The 12,918-nt window shown below is 73.0% G+C and carries 12 protein-coding genes and 1 riboswitch; of the genes, 8 read left to right on the top strand and 4 right to left on the bottom strand.

What is annotated here, in order from left to right:
• Window positions 1–14 precede the first annotated feature (14 nt).
• Window positions 15–126: riboswitch (TPP riboswitch) on the bottom strand.
• A gap of 288 nt (window positions 127–414) precedes the next feature.
• Window positions 415–1,641, bottom strand: coding sequence for a DEAD/DEAH box helicase (locus tag A37W_RS0116210; RefSeq protein WP_018304090.1), 1,227 nt, complete (start codon window positions 1,639–1,641; stop codon window positions 415–417).
• Window positions 1,642–1,979: 338 nt separating this feature from the next.
• Between A37W_RS0116210 and aroC the strand changes: the two genes are divergently transcribed.
• Window positions 1,980–3,080: a chorismate synthase gene (aroC, locus tag A37W_RS0116215; protein ID WP_018304091.1), complete on the top strand. Its 1,101-nt coding sequence runs from the start codon at window positions 1,980–1,982 to the stop codon at window positions 3,078–3,080.
• A 15-nt stretch (window positions 3,081–3,095) separates the two neighbouring features.
• Here the strand turns inward: aroC and A37W_RS22240 are convergent, their stop codons facing one another.
• Complete coding sequence (locus tag A37W_RS22240; protein ID WP_018304092.1) at window positions 3,096–3,380, bottom strand: PRC-barrel domain-containing protein; 285 nt, start codon at window positions 3,378–3,380, stop codon at window positions 3,096–3,098.
• Window positions 3,380–4,123 (bottom strand): helix-turn-helix transcriptional regulator, encoded by a 744-nt coding sequence (locus A37W_RS0116225; protein ID WP_018304093.1) that lies wholly within the window; start codon window positions 4,121–4,123, stop codon window positions 3,380–3,382. The genes A37W_RS22240 and A37W_RS0116225 overlap by 1 nt, the downstream gene beginning before the upstream one ends.
• A gap of 73 nt (window positions 4,124–4,196) precedes the next feature.
• Between A37W_RS0116225 and A37W_RS0116230 the strand changes: the two genes are divergently transcribed.
• From A37W_RS0116230 to A37W_RS22955, 7 genes are all read left to right on the top strand, one after another.
• Window positions 4,197–4,808 (top strand): glutathione S-transferase family protein, encoded by a 612-nt coding sequence (locus tag A37W_RS0116230; RefSeq protein ID WP_018304094.1) that lies wholly within the window; start codon window positions 4,197–4,199, stop codon window positions 4,806–4,808.
• 366 nt (window positions 4,809–5,174) lie between these two features.
• Window positions 5,175–6,137, top strand: coding sequence for an aspartate carbamoyltransferase catalytic subunit (locus A37W_RS0116235; RefSeq protein WP_018304095.1), 963 nt, complete (start codon window positions 5,175–5,177; stop codon window positions 6,135–6,137).
• On the top strand, window positions 6,134–6,670 hold the full coding sequence (locus A37W_RS0116240) for a hypothetical protein (protein WP_018304096.1): 537 nt from the start codon (window positions 6,134–6,136) through the stop codon (window positions 6,668–6,670). Before A37W_RS0116235 ends, A37W_RS0116240 begins: the two co-directional genes overlap by 4 nt.
• A gap of 82 nt (window positions 6,671–6,752) precedes the next feature.
• Window positions 6,753–7,397, top strand: coding sequence for a hypothetical protein (locus A37W_RS22245; RefSeq protein WP_018304097.1), 645 nt, complete (start codon window positions 6,753–6,755; stop codon window positions 7,395–7,397).
• 71 nt (window positions 7,398–7,468) lie between these two features.
• Window positions 7,469–8,743 carry a dihydroorotase gene (pyrC, locus tag A37W_RS0116250; RefSeq protein WP_018304098.1) on the top strand — a complete coding sequence of 425 codons (1,275 nt, stop codon included), beginning with the start codon at window positions 7,469–7,471 and terminating at the stop codon, window positions 8,741–8,743.
• Between the two features lies 1 nt (window position 8,744).
• On the top strand, window positions 8,745–9,350 hold the full coding sequence (gene plsY, locus A37W_RS0116255; RefSeq protein WP_018304099.1) for a glycerol-3-phosphate 1-O-acyltransferase PlsY: 606 nt from the start codon (window positions 8,745–8,747) through the stop codon (window positions 9,348–9,350).
• 135 nt (window positions 9,351–9,485) lie between these two features.
• Window positions 9,486–10,856, top strand: a complete 1,371-nt coding sequence (locus A37W_RS22955) for an OmpA family protein (RefSeq protein ID WP_018304100.1) — start codon at window positions 9,486–9,488, stop codon at window positions 10,854–10,856.
• A 679-nt stretch (window positions 10,857–11,535) separates the two neighbouring features.
• On the opposite strand, the gene A37W_RS0116265 is transcribed toward A37W_RS22955, so the two are convergent.
• Window positions 11,536–12,906, bottom strand: a complete 1,371-nt coding sequence (locus A37W_RS0116265; protein WP_018304101.1) for a glutamate--cysteine ligase — start codon at window positions 12,904–12,906, stop codon at window positions 11,536–11,538.
• Between the last annotated feature and the right edge of the window lie 12 nt (window positions 12,907–12,918).

The raw sequence follows: 12,918 nt of genomic DNA on the forward strand, positions 1-12,918 counted from the left end.
AGGCGGGCGGCATGAGAGGACCTCACGACCTTCCCTCCGCCGGTGCGAGCCGGTTCAGGTTCGACGGGTTCGCGCTGGCGCGCATCTCAGCCTCCCGCCGATCCGGAGGCACCCCGAGGTGGGGAGGAAGGTAATCGACGGGGCGGCGGGTGCAAGGGGGACGCGGTGCGGCGCTCGCGCGCGCCTTCGGCGCGGCATCGCCCCGCCCGCCGTCCCCGGCGGAGGGCGCGATCGCCGAGGACGTCTTGCGGCGGGGAGAGGTCGGGACCGCTGCTGGGGAAGCGGTTCAGGGGCAGGTGTGCCCTGAACGCGCCCCGTCCAGGGTGGTGCGATTCGCCGGAGCGTCAAGGATACCCGGCTGCGCCGGCGCGCTTCGCGCGTCCTTGACCCTCCGCCGAATCGCGGCAGGGGCGCTTACGCCGCCTGGCGCGCCGAGCCCTTGGACGGACGGCGCGGGCGCGACCGGCGGGGCGGGCGCGACGGGCGGGCCTTCGGCTCGGGCTTCGCCGGGGCGAAACGTGCGCCCGAGGCGACGGGGATCGAGGTGCCCATCGCCTTCTCGATGGCGACGAGTTCGCCCATCTCGTCCGGGGTGCAGAAGGCGATCGCGGCGCCGTCTGCGCCGGCGCGGGCGGTGCGGCCGATCCGGTGGACGTAGTTCTCGGGCACGTTCGGCAGGTCGTAGTTGTAGACGTGCTTCACGTCGGGGATGTCGATGCCCCGCGCCGCGACGTCGGTCGCGACCAGCACCCGCACCTGCCCGCCCTTGAAGCCCTCGATCGCGCGGTTGCGCTGGCCCTGGCTCTTGTTGCCGTGGATCGCGGCGACCGCGAAGCCGGCGTTCATCAGCTGCTTGGCCAGCTTCTCGGACCCGTGCTTGGTGCGGCCGAAGACGATGGCGCGCTCGGCCCGGTGGGCGTCGAGGAGGTCGATGAGGCGCTCGGTCTTGTCCGCGCGCTCCACGAAGTGGACCGATTGGCGGATCCGGTCGACGGCGGTGCCGGGGGGCGCCACCTCGACCCGGACCGGGTCGGTGAGGAAGTCCTTCGCCAGCTCGGCCATCTGCTTGGGCATCGTTGCCGAGAACAGCATCGTCTGGCGCTGGTCGGGAAGGCGCGCGGCGATCTTGCGCAGGGCGTGGATGAAGCCGAGGTCGAGCATCTGGTCGGCCTCGTCCAGCACCAGGAACCGGGTATCGGTCAGGTGCAGGGCGCGGCGGTCCATCAGGTCGATGAGGCGGCCGGGCGTCGCGACGAGGATGTCGGCGCCGCGGGCCAGCCGATGCGACTGGGCGTTGATCGAGGCGCCGCCGGTGACGACCTGGGTGCGCAGGCGCGCGCCCTCGCACAGCGGCTTCAGCGCGTCGGCGATCTGCGCGGCGAGCTCGCGCGTGGGCGCGAGGATGAGCGAGCGGGCGGCGCCGGCGGCGGGCCGCTCGGGCGCGGCGGTGAGGGCGGCGATCAGCGGCAGGCCGAAGGCGGCGGTCTTGCCGGTGCCGGTCTGGGCGAGGCCGATGACGTCGCGGCCCTTCATCGCCGGCGGGATCGCCTGGGCCTGGATCGGGGTCGGGTCGGTGATGCCGGCCGTCTTGAGGCGGGCGACGAGGTCGGCGTCGAGGCCGAGGTCGGTGAAGGAGGTCAAACGTGTCCTTTCGGGCGCCCGGGACGAGCGCCGTCGTGCAGTGTCCGCGCATCGGCGGACGGGTGAGGCGAAGCCGCACGGACCCTGTCCCGGCATTCGGGGAGGGGCGGCTTCAGAACCCTTGCGTGATCTTGGGAACCGATGGTCCCGTCGTCTCGTGTCGACCTCTGTTCGGGCCGGACTGCTCACGCGGCAGGAGACGCGGGGTTGAGGGGCAGCTATAGGCCCGGCCCCTCCGGGTCAAGGGGGGCGGGCGCCGGCCGGCCGGAGTGCGGCGCGATTGCCTCGCGTGGGCGGTTGGGATAGGCCGAACCCGCCTGCGCGAGAGGGGATCGCCCATGTCCTTCAACACTTTCGGCCACCTGTTTCGGGTCACCACCTGGGGCGAGAGCCACGGGCCGGCGCTGGGCGCGACGGTGGACGGGTGCCCGCCGGGCATCGCGCTGACGGAAGACGACATCCAGCCGTGGCTGGACCGGCGGCGGCCGGGGCAGAACAGGCACACGACCCAGCGGCAGGAGCCGGACGCGGTGCGCATCCTTTCGGGCACGTTCGAGGGACGGACGACCGGCACGCCGATCCAGCTGACGATCGAGAACACGGACCAGCGGTCGAAGGATTACGGCGAGATCGCGCGGACCTTCCGCCCCGGCCACGCCGACATCACCTACCACCAGAAGTACGGCCTGCGGGACTATCGCGGCGGCGGCCGGTCCTCGGCGCGCGAGACGGCGGCGCGGGTCGCGGCGGGCGGCGTGGCGCGGGCGGCGCTGGCCGCGCTGGCGCCGCAGGTCGAGATCCGCGCCTACATGATCCAGATGGGGCTGAAGACCATCGACCGGATGCGCTTCGATTGGAACGCGATCGCGCAGAACGACTTCTGGTGCCCCGACCCCGGCGTGGTGGCGGAGTGGGCGGACTACCTGCAGGCGGTGCGCAAGGACCAGAACTCGGTCGGCGCCACGGTCGAGGTGGTCGCGCGCGGCGTGCCCGCCGGGCTCGGCGCGCCGGTCTACGGCAAGCTCGATTCCGACCTGGCGGCGGCGATGATGTCGATCAACGCGGTGAAGGGGGTCGAGATCGGCGAGGGGATGGCGGCGGCGGCGCTGACGGGCCGGGACAATGCGGACGAGATCGTCATGGGCGCGGACGGGCCGGAATACCTGACGAACCACGCGGGCGGCGTCCTCGGCGGCATCTCCACCGGGCAGGACGTGGTGGTGCGGTTCGCGGTGAAGCCGACCTCGTCGATCCTGACGCCTCGGCGGTCGATCGACATCGCGGGCCAGCCGGTCGACGTGGTGACGAAGGGGCGGCACGATCCGTGCGTCGGGATCCGGGCCGTGCCGGTGGCCGAGGCGATGATGGCCTGCGTGATCCTCGATCATCTCCTGCTCGACCGGGGACAGACCGGCGGGGTGCGCGGCGCCATCGGCTGACGCCGCGCCCGGCGCTCAGATCGGCGCCATCGGCCCCGGCGCCATCTCCTCGTCCCCGTCCTCCTCGATCGGCACGCCGGTGACGTAGCCTCCGAGCGCGCCGTCCCAGCGCAAAAGCTCCCACGGCAGGGGATCGTGGCTCTCGCCGAGGCCCATGAAGCCGCCGTGGCCGATCACCGCGGCGGTGATGCGGTAGTTCACCAGCTCGAAGATCAGCTCGTCGATCTGGCCCAGGCGCTCGCCCTCGGCGCCGAAGACCGGGGCGCCGATCACGTCGGCGGTGGTGACGGGTTCGTCCATCATGACCTCTCGGCGGTGGCGTCGTCCGCGGAACGCGCCGGGGCGGGGCCGGAGTTCCCTCGGCCGGCGGAGAGTTGCGCGATGTAGTCGCGCAACAGGGGCACCCGCCGCGGGCGGAAGCTCTCGTCCGTCTCGCGCACCGCCGCGACGCGGGGCAGGCGGAACATGCGGAAATCCTGCCGCAGGCAGCACCAGGCGAGCAGCATCAGCGTGTAATCCAGATACACGATCTGCAGCGGCCAGATCCGCCGCGTCGTCGCCCGCCCCCCGGCGTCGCGGTAGTCGATGTCGAGAGCGCGCTCCTCCCAGCAGGCCTCGCGGAACGGGGCGAGGTCGAAGCGCGGCTGTTCGGGCCGGGAATGGCGGTAGACCATGAGCGCGGTCGTCGCGGCCTGCCGCCGCTGGCGGTCGGGCAGGCGGGCGATCAGCTTGGACATCGCCTGCTCGGCCGCCTCGGCCAGCTCGGCGTCGCCGGTCGCCCGCACCTCGCCGAGGCCGAGGAGCAGCGCCTCCAGCTCCAGCCGGTCGAAGCTCTGCGGCGGCAGCGCCGGATCCTCGGTGAGCGTGTAGCCATAGCCTGCCTCGCCGTCGATCAGCGCCCCCGAGGCGCGGAGCGTGGCGATGTCGCGGTAGATTGTCCGCTCGCTCACCCCCGTCGCCTCGGCGAGGCGCGAGGCGAGGACGGGCGGGCGCATCCGGCGCAGATGCTGCATCAGGGTCAGCAGGCGGTCGGCGCGGGACAAGGGGCGGCTCCTGACGGAAACTGGCAGCGCGGTCACGCTAGCAGAGCGGCGAAGCCATCCAAGGAGAAACCCGATGCTGACCTTCTACCACGCCCCCCGCTCGCGCTCGACGCGGATCCGCAACCTGATGATCGAGCTCGGGATCGTGGACGAGGTGACGACGCGCCTCGTGCAGATCCGGCGCAACGACGGCTCGGGCGGCGCGGACCCGGCGAACCCGCACCTCGACGGCAAGGTGCCGCTGCTGGACCACGACGGCGTGCAGATCTGGGAATCGACGGCGATCATGCTGTACCTGACCGACCTCTTTCCCGAGGCCGGCCTCGGCGTCCCGCAGGGGGACCGACTCCGCGGCCGCTACCTGTCGTGGCTCGCCTGGTACGGCGACGTGCTGGAGCCGGTGCTGGTCCATGCGATGACCGGCCTGTCCCACCCCGCGCTCGACGCCACCTTCCGCGGCAAGGCCGAGGCGCTGGCGCGCCTCGAGTGGGGTCTGTCGGACGGGCCCTGGCTGATGGGGGATCGCTACACCGCCGCCGACATCGTCTGCGCGTCGGCCTTCACCTGGGGGCCGGACATGATGCCGGACAGCCCCGTCCTGCGCGGCTGGATCGAGCGCTGCACCGCGCGGCCGGGCTACGTCCGCGCGGCCCAGATGGACGAGGCGGACGTCGCCCGCGCCTGACGCGGCCCGTCCGGGGGGGCCGAGCACCGCGGGCGCCCGGTGCCGGACGGCGCGCCGGCCCCCGCTCCCTGCGAGGTCGGCGACCCGGTTCCCGATCCTCGGCGCCGGGTTGCAAGGCCCCGAGGACGCTTCACGTGGCCGCCCCCAGCGCTCCCGCGCGCCATGCCTCCTTCGCAAGCCCGAAAAGACGCAGCTGCCCGGCCGCCACCAGGCGCTCCGGTCGGCCCCTGCCGCGCAACCTGCCTCCTTCGCATGTCTGCAAATACGCCTGCGACCGGCCGCCACGGGCGCGCGGGTCCGGCCCTTTCCGCAGCGGGGCGGCTCCGCTAGACCACGGGGGGCAGTCCGCCGAAGAGGGCCACGAAGATGTTCCGACAGTCCCACCTCCTCGGGATCGAGCCGCTCGCCCCGGCCGAGATCACCGCGCTCCTCGACCTCGCCGACACCTATGCCGAGAAGGCCCGCGCCGGCCGCGCGAGGGGCGACGACCTTGCCGGGCTCACCCAGATCAACATGTTCTTCGAGGCGTCCACCCGCACCCAGGCCAGCTTCGAGCTGGCGGGCAAGCGGCTGGGGGCGGACGTCATGTCGATGGCGATGGGCGCCTCCTCGGTGAAGAAGGGCGAGACGCTGATCGACACCGCGCTGACGCTGAACGCGATGCGGCCCGACCTTCTGGTCGTGCGGCATCCGCACTCCGGCGCCGTCGACCTGCTGGCGCAGAAGGTCCATGACTGCGCCGTCCTCAACGCCGGCGACGGGCGGCACGAGCATCCGACGCAGGCCCTGCTCGACGCGCTGACGATCCGCCGCCGCAAGGGCCGCCTGCACCGCCTGTCGGTCGCGATCTGCGGCGACATCGCCCACAGCCGCGTCGCCCGCTCCAACATCCTGCTCCTCGGCAAGATGGAGAACCGGGTCCGCCTCGTCGGCCCGCCGACCCTGATCCCGACCGGCGCCGCCGACCTCGGCGTCGAGGTGTACGAGGACATGGTCGAGGGGCTGCGGGACGTGGACGTGGTGATGATGCTGCGGCTCCAGAAGGAGCGGATGGACGGCGGCTTCATCCCGTCCGAGAGGGAATACTACCACCGCTACGGCCTCGACGCGGCCAAGCTCGCCCATGCGGCCGAGGACGCGATCGTCATGCATCCGGGGCCGATGAACCGGGGCGTCGAGATCGACGGCACCCTCGCCGACGACATCCATCGCAGCGTGATCCAGACCCAGGTCGAGATGGGCGTCGCCGTGCGGATGGCCGCGATGGACCTGCTCGCGCGGAACCTTCGGGCAGCCCGGGGCGTCAGGGCTGCGGAGGCCGTGCAATGACCGACATGACGATACCGGCGAACGAGCGCGGCGCGGTCCGCGTCTTCGCCGTCGATCTGCCGCCCGAGGCGGCGAAGGAGTTCGCGGGCGGCGCACCGGGGACGGTCGCGCAGGCGCTCGGCACCAGCGAACTGGGCGCGCGCCATGTCGAGGTGTTCGACGTCGCCGACCTCAAGGGGGTCGGGCTGGCGTCGTATCTGGAGCAGGGACTGGGCGTCGCGCCGGGCGAGCTGGACGGCGACCGGGCGCGGCTGGACGCCGTGACCGGGACGGTGGCGATCGTCCTGTCGGGCGCGTTCGACGGCGAGCGGCGCTCGCTCGCGGTCTCGTCGCCGCTGCGCTGGCTGGGGACGTGGCACGAGGCCGACGCCGAGACGCCCGAGATCGCGCTGTCGAGCGCGTCGGCCGAGGGGGCCGCCCCCATCGGCGAGGCGGGCGCGCCGGTCGGCGCGTCGCCGGGGTCGCGCGGGCTGATCCTGGTGGTCCTCGCGCTGGTCGTGCTGGCGATCCTCATCTGGATACTTGTGGCCTGATCCCCGCGGGTTGACCGGAGGGGGCCGACCGGGAACAGTGTTGGGCATTGCAGTGCCCGACATTGACACGGACCCTTTTCACATGACCGACAGCACGGGCGACCCGCCCCGTATGGAGGAGCCGCGCGAGGAGACGCCCGCCGGCTGGGAGGACATCCTCGCCCCCGGAGAGCGCATCCTGTGGCAGGGCCGCCCCGCCGGCGGCATCGTCTGGTCCGACCTCGTCTCGGTGCAGACGGTCTTCGGACTGTTCTTCACCGGGTTCGCGGTGTTCTGGACATCGATGGCGTCGGGAATGGGCGTCCCCCGCAACGCCCCGGGCATCTTCAACCTGTTTCCGCTGTTCGGCCTGCTGTTCGTCGGGATCGGCCTCTACCAGGTCGTCGGCCGGCTGTTCTGGGACGCCTTCGCGCGTAACCGCACCCACTACACCCTGACCGACCGGGCGGCCTATATCGCCACCGACCTGCCCGGCAAACGGTCGCTCGAGACGCACCGCCTGAGCGGCGACGTCCCGCCCCGGCTGGAGGACGGCGACTTCGGCACCGTCTGGTTCGGAGAGAAGACGCACCACCGCCCCGGAGGCTGGCGCGGCGGCAAGTATCGTCGCGCCCGCACCTGGAGCACGCCCGTCGGATTCCGCCGCATCCCGGACGCCCGCCGCGTGTTCGGCCTCGTCCGGCAGGCGTCCGCGGACGGCGATGACCCGCGCCGAGGCGCGCGCTGACGCTGCCGCGCGCCTTGCCTTCGGCCCGCCGCCCGCGCTAACCCGCGCTCGGGGCCTCCGAGGGGCAGGGCATGGCCGAGACCGTCTTCACCAACGCGCGCCTGATCGACCCCGAGGCTGGGGAGGAGCGGCGCGGCGCGCTGCTCGTCCGGGACGGCGCCATCGCCGCCGTCGGCGATGTGGCGATCCCCGAGGGCGCGACCGTGATCGACTGCCGCGGCGCCTGCCTGGCCCCCGGCATCGTCGATCTCGGCGTGCAGGTCGGCGAACCCGGCGCGCGCCACAAGGAAAGCTTCCGCTCCGCGGGCCGCGCCGCTGCCGCCGGGGGCGTGACCACCATCGTCACCCGCGCCGACACCGGCCCGCCCATCGACACCCCCGAGACGCTGGAGTTCATCCGCCGCCGCGCCGCCGAGGACGCGCCGGTGAACGTCCTGCCGATGGCCGCCCTGACCAAGGGCCGCGCCGGGGCCGAGATGACCGAGATCGGGTTCCTCAAGGATGCCGGCGCCGTCGCCTTCTCGGACGGCTTCCGCGTGGTCGAGAACACCCGCGTCCTGTCCCGCGCCCTGACCTACGCCCGCTCCTGCCGGGCGCTCGTGGTCAGCCACGTGCAGGATCCGGGCCTGTCCCACGGCGCCGTCACGACCGCGGGCAAGTTCGCCTCGCTCAAGGGCCTGCCGGCGGTCACGCCGATGGCCGAGCGGATGGCGCTGGACCGCGACATCGCGCTGATCGAGATGACGGGCGCCGCCTGCCACTTCGACCAGATCACCACCGCCCGCGCCCTGCCGGCGCTGGAGCGGGCCAAGCGGAACGGTCTCGACGTCTCCGCCGGCGTCAGCGTCCACCACCTGACGCTGAACGAGTTCGACGTCGGCGACTATCGCACCTTCTTCAAGCTGACCCCGCCGCTGCGGTCCGAGGACGACCGCATGGCGGTGGTGGAGGCCGTTGCCTCGGGGCTCATCGACGTCATCGGCTCGTTCCACACGCCTCAGGACGAGGAGAGCAAGCGCCTGCCGTTCGAGGCCGCCGCCTCCGGCGCGGTCGGCCTGCAGACGCTGCTGCCCGCCGCGCTCCGCCTCGTCCATTCCGGGGCGCTGGGCCTGCCGACGCTGTTCCGCGCCCTGTCGCTGAACCCCGCCCGCCGCCTCGGCCTGCCCTGCGGGCGGCTGGCCGAGGGGGCGCCGGCCGACCTCGTCCTGTTCGACCCGGACAAGCCCTTCGTCCTCGACCGCTTCACGCTGAAGTCGAAATCGCTGAACACGCCGTTCGACGGTGCCCGGATGCAGGGCGTCGTCCTCGGCACCTGGGTCGCGGGCCGCCGCGTGACGGAGGACTGAGATGCCCGAGATCGTCAGCCCGCCCTCCGTCCTCCTCCTCTGGCTGGTGCTCGGCTACGCCTTGGGCTCCATCCCCTTCGGCATCGTAGTCGCCCGCGCGATGGGCCTCGGCGACCTGCGCAAGGTCGGCTCGGGCAACATCGGCGCGACCAACGTCCTGCGGACGGGCAACAAGACGGCCGCGTTGCTGACGCTGCTGCTGGACGCCGGCAAGGGTGCGGCGATCGTCCTCGTCGCCCGCGCGCTCGCGGGCGAGGATGCGGGCCAGGTCGCGGGCGTCGCCGCGTTCCTCGGCCACTGCTTCCCGGTCTGGCTGCGGTTCAAGGGCGGCAAGGGGGTGGCGACGTTCCTCGGCATCCTCCTCGCCGCCGCCTGGCCGCTCGGCCTCGCCGCCTGCGCGACGTGGCTCGCCCTCGCGCTGGCGTTGCGGATCTCGTCGCTGTCGGCGCTGGCGGCGGCGGCGCTGTCGCCGCTCTGGGCCTGGCTCCTCGGCGTGCCGGAGGTGATCGCCCTGTGCCTCGCGCTGACCGTGCTGATCTTCGTCCGGCATGCGTCCAACATCCGCCGGCTGATGGACGGGACCGAGCCGCGGATCGGCAAGCGGTAGCACATTCGCCCGAATTTGCAGGATGATCGGCGAAGCTTCGCCGCTTCGCCTGCCTCCGGAGCCCCTTCGGGACGCCGCCGTTGCCCGATCCCCGCCCCTGCGGCAGATTCGGGGGGAGGCAGACCGGAGGGCAGAATGAACAAGATCGGCATCGGTGCCGCGGCCTTGGCCGTGGCCGCGGCAGGCGCCCGGGCGCAAGGGATCCCGGACGGGATCGAGGGCGTGGCGGCGGAGATCCTGCAGGAGGCGGCGGGCTACTGCGCGGCCGAGACGGACGGCGGCGCTCTCGACATCAGGGACCCGGGCGGCGTCACCTTCACCGACCTCGACGGGGACGGGGGGACCGGCGCGGACGGATCGCCCGACGACGTCGTGATCGATTTCAACAACATCTACTGCGACCGGGCCGGCAGCCTGTGGCACGGCACCGGCGGCGCGCCGATCCACCTGATCCTCGACGGCGAGACGTCGGAGAGCTGGACCGCCCATTCGTGGGAGGTGGAGCGGATGGGGCCGGACTATCCGGCCGTCGTCCTCCTCGCCCGGCACGGGTCGGCCTGCGACGGCGCGGGCGCCGCGCCCTGCGTGCAGGCCATCGTCGCCGAGGGCGGCCGGTTCTGGACCCCCGAGGCCCCGCAGGAGGTGGCCGAGCGGATCACGGCGCTGGAGGAGGCCGAGCGCCAGATGGGCGCGATCCTCGACTCGCTGCGCTCGGGCGGCGACCGGACGAGCGAGCTGATCGACCTGCGCGTGGCGCTGGACAGCGCCGAGACGGCGGCGGCCGAGGCCACCGATCGCCTCGCCGCGGCCGAGCGGGCGCAGGCGCGGGCCGAGGCGCGGGCGACCGCGCTGGGCGGCCAGGTGGCGGGGCTGCGCGAGCAGCTGCAGGCGCTGGAGGGCCTCGCCGACAGCGTCGCCGCGGAGGACGGCGACGTCTCCGGCGCGATGGATGACCTGCGGGAAGAGCTGCAGGCGGCGTTGGCGCGGGCCGAGGAGGCCGAGGCGCGGGCCGCATCGCTCGAGGCGGCGGCCGGCGGGGCGGCGGAAGAGGCCGATCTCGACGCCGCCCGGGCCGCCTTCGTCGCCGAGCTGTCGGACCGGCTGGCGGGCGAGGGCGTCGAGGCGGTCGGCGACCGTTTCGCCATCGCCTCCGGCCAGCTGTTCCAGGAGGGCGGCGCGACCCTGTCCGCCAGCGGCGAGGCGGCGCTGGACGAGGTGGCGACGGCCCTGCGCACCGCGACCGACGACGTCGGCGAGTGGACGCTGCGGGTGGACGGGCACACCGACGACGTGCCGGTCTCGGACGACAATCCCTTCGGCTCGAACTGGGCGCTCAGCCAAGCGCGGGCGCTGTCGGTGGTTCAGTACCTGTCCGACGAGGCCGGCATCCCGCCCGACCGTCTGGCCGCCAACGGCTACGGCCAGTACCGGCCGCTGGTCGTGCCGGAGAACGCGGACGCCCGGGCGCGCAACCGGCGGATCGAGCTGGTGCTGATGCGGCGGTAGGGGGCGCGCCGATACACAACCCGCCCCGGCCTCGAGCCGGGGCCCCGAGGGGCGGAGCGGATCGGCCTCCCGCGCGAGGTTCCCGGGTCAGGCCCGGGACGGGTCTTCCAGAGGGTGTGGCATCCCGGCATTCCGAACCCGCCCCGGCCTTGAGCCGGCGCAACCGGCGGATCGAGCTGGTGTTGATGCGGCGGTAGCGGGGCGCGCCGATAGACAGCCCGCTACGGCCTCGAGCCGGGGCCCCGAGGGGCGGAGCGGATCGGCCTCCCGCGCGAGGTCCCGGGTCAGGCCCGGGACGGGTCTTCCAGAGGGTGTGGCATCTCGGCATTCCGAACCCGCCCCGGCCTCGAGCCGGGGCGCAACCGGCGGATCGAGCTTGTGTCGATGCGGCGGTAGCGGGGCGCGCCGATAGACAGTCCGCCCCGGCCTCGAGCCGGGGCCCCGAGGGGCGGAGCGGATCGGCCTCCCGCGCGAGGTCCCGGATCAGGCCCGGGACTGGTTCTCCAGAGGGTGTGCCATCCCGGCTCTCCGAACCCGCCCCGGCCTTGAGCCGGGGCCTCGCCGTTCTAGGCCGGGCGCGTCTGCGTCGAGGTCCCGGGTCAAGCCCGGAACGGGTCTTCCCTCCCGAGCGGCCCGCCAGAAGCCGCACCCGTAAGATGGGCTGCAACCCATCAAGTCCTCAATACGCGAACTCGTCGTAGATCGGCGCGAGCGATCCGCCCCAGGCGCCGTGGTACCGCTCCAGCAGCTCGTCGGCCGGCACCCGCCCCGACTCCACGCTCTCCTTCAGCGCGTCGAGGAAGTGCGTCTCGTCCGGCACCATGCCGCCCGCCGACGGCCGCGCGCGCGCCTTCAGGCCGGCGTCGGCGATCGCGACCACCTCGCGCGAGAGGTCGTGCATCGAGACGCCGTTCACCACCGCGTCCAGCCCCTGCCGCGCCGCCGCGACCCGCAGCCCCTCGCGCGTCTCGGCGGTCCAGCCCTTCGCGAGATCCCACGCCGCGTCCAGCGCGGTCTGGTCGTAGAGCAGCCCGACCCAGAGGGCGGGCAGCGCGCAAAGCCGCCGCCACGGGCCGCCGTCGGCGCCGCGCATCTCGATGAAACGCTTGATCCGCGCCTCGGGGAAGACCGTCGTCAGGTGGTCGGCCCAGTCCGACAGCGTCGGCTTCTCGCCCGGCAGCGCCGGCAGTTCGCCCTTCAGGAAGTCGCGGAACGACTGGCCGAGGGCGTCGATGTACGTCCCGTCGCGGTAGACGAAATACATGGGTACATCCAGAACCCACTCCGCCCACCGCTCGAACCCCATCCCTTCGTCAAAAACCCACGGAAGCATCCCCGTCCTGTCGGCGTCGAGGTTCTGCCAGATGTGGCCGCGCCAGGACTTCATGCCGTTGGGCCGCCCCTCCCAGAAGGGGGAGTTCGCGAACAGGGCCGTCGCCACCGGCTGCAGCGCCAGCGCGACGCGCAGCTTCTGCACCATGTCGGCCTCGGAGCCGAAATCGAGGTTCACCTGAACCGTGCAGGTCCGTCGCATCATCGCGGTGCCGAGCGTGCCGACACTCTTCATGTAGCCGTCCATCAGGGCATAGCGGCCCTTCGGCATCAGCGGCATCTCGTCGTGGGACCAGTCCGGCGCGGCGCCGAGGCCGATGAAGCCGACGCCGATCTCGTCCGCGACCGACTTCACCTCCAGCAGGTGCTGGTTCACCTCGTCGCAGGTCTGGTGGATCGTCTCCAGCGGGGCGCCCGACAGTTCCAGCTGGCCGCCCGGCTCGAGGCTGACGTTGGCGCCGTCCTTCTGCAGGCCGATCAGCTTGCCGCCTTCCTCCACCGGCTGCCAGCCGAAGCGGTCGCGGAGGCCCGACAGGACGGCATGGATCGACCGTTCGCCGGCGTAGGGCAGGGGGCGGTGGCTGTCGGTGCAGAAGCCGAACTTCTCGTGCTCGGTCCCGATGCGCCACTGGTCCTTCGGCTTGCAGCCTTCGGCGAGGTATTCGGCCAGCTGCTCGTGCCGCTCGATCGGGCCGCCGCCGGACTGGGGGATGGACATCGGGTCGGGCCT

This window comes from Wenxinia marina DSM 24838, from assembly GCF_000379485.1.
Classification (GTDB): domain Bacteria; phylum Pseudomonadota; class Alphaproteobacteria; order Rhodobacterales; family Rhodobacteraceae; genus Wenxinia; species Wenxinia marina.

Coding starts and splice junctions, on each gene's coding strand:
- plsY (WP_018304099.1), top strand. CDS start 8,745: ATGCCCGAGATCGTCAGCCCGCCCTCCGTCCTCCTCCTCTGGCTGGTG.
- A37W_RS0116240 (WP_018304096.1), top strand. CDS start 6,134: ATGACCGACATGACGATACCGGCGAACGAGCGCGGCGCGGTCCGCGTC.
- A37W_RS22240 (WP_018304092.1), bottom strand. CDS start 3,380: ATGGACGAACCCGTCACCACCGCCGACGTGATCGGCGCCCCGGTCTTC.
- A37W_RS0116265 (WP_018304101.1), bottom strand. CDS start 12,906: ATGTCCATCCCCCAGTCCGGCGGCGGCCCGATCGAGCGGCACGAGCAG.
- A37W_RS0116230 (WP_018304094.1), top strand. CDS start 4,197: ATGCTGACCTTCTACCACGCCCCCCGCTCGCGCTCGACGCGGATCCGC.
- A37W_RS0116235 (WP_018304095.1), top strand. CDS start 5,175: ATGTTCCGACAGTCCCACCTCCTCGGGATCGAGCCGCTCGCCCCGGCC.
- A37W_RS22955 (WP_018304100.1), top strand. CDS start 9,486: ATGAACAAGATCGGCATCGGTGCCGCGGCCTTGGCCGTGGCCGCGGCA.
- aroC (WP_018304091.1), top strand. CDS start 1,980: ATGTCCTTCAACACTTTCGGCCACCTGTTTCGGGTCACCACCTGGGGC.
- pyrC (WP_018304098.1), top strand. CDS start 7,469: ATGGCCGAGACCGTCTTCACCAACGCGCGCCTGATCGACCCCGAGGCT.
- A37W_RS22245 (WP_018304097.1), top strand. CDS start 6,753: ATGACCGACAGCACGGGCGACCCGCCCCGTATGGAGGAGCCGCGCGAG.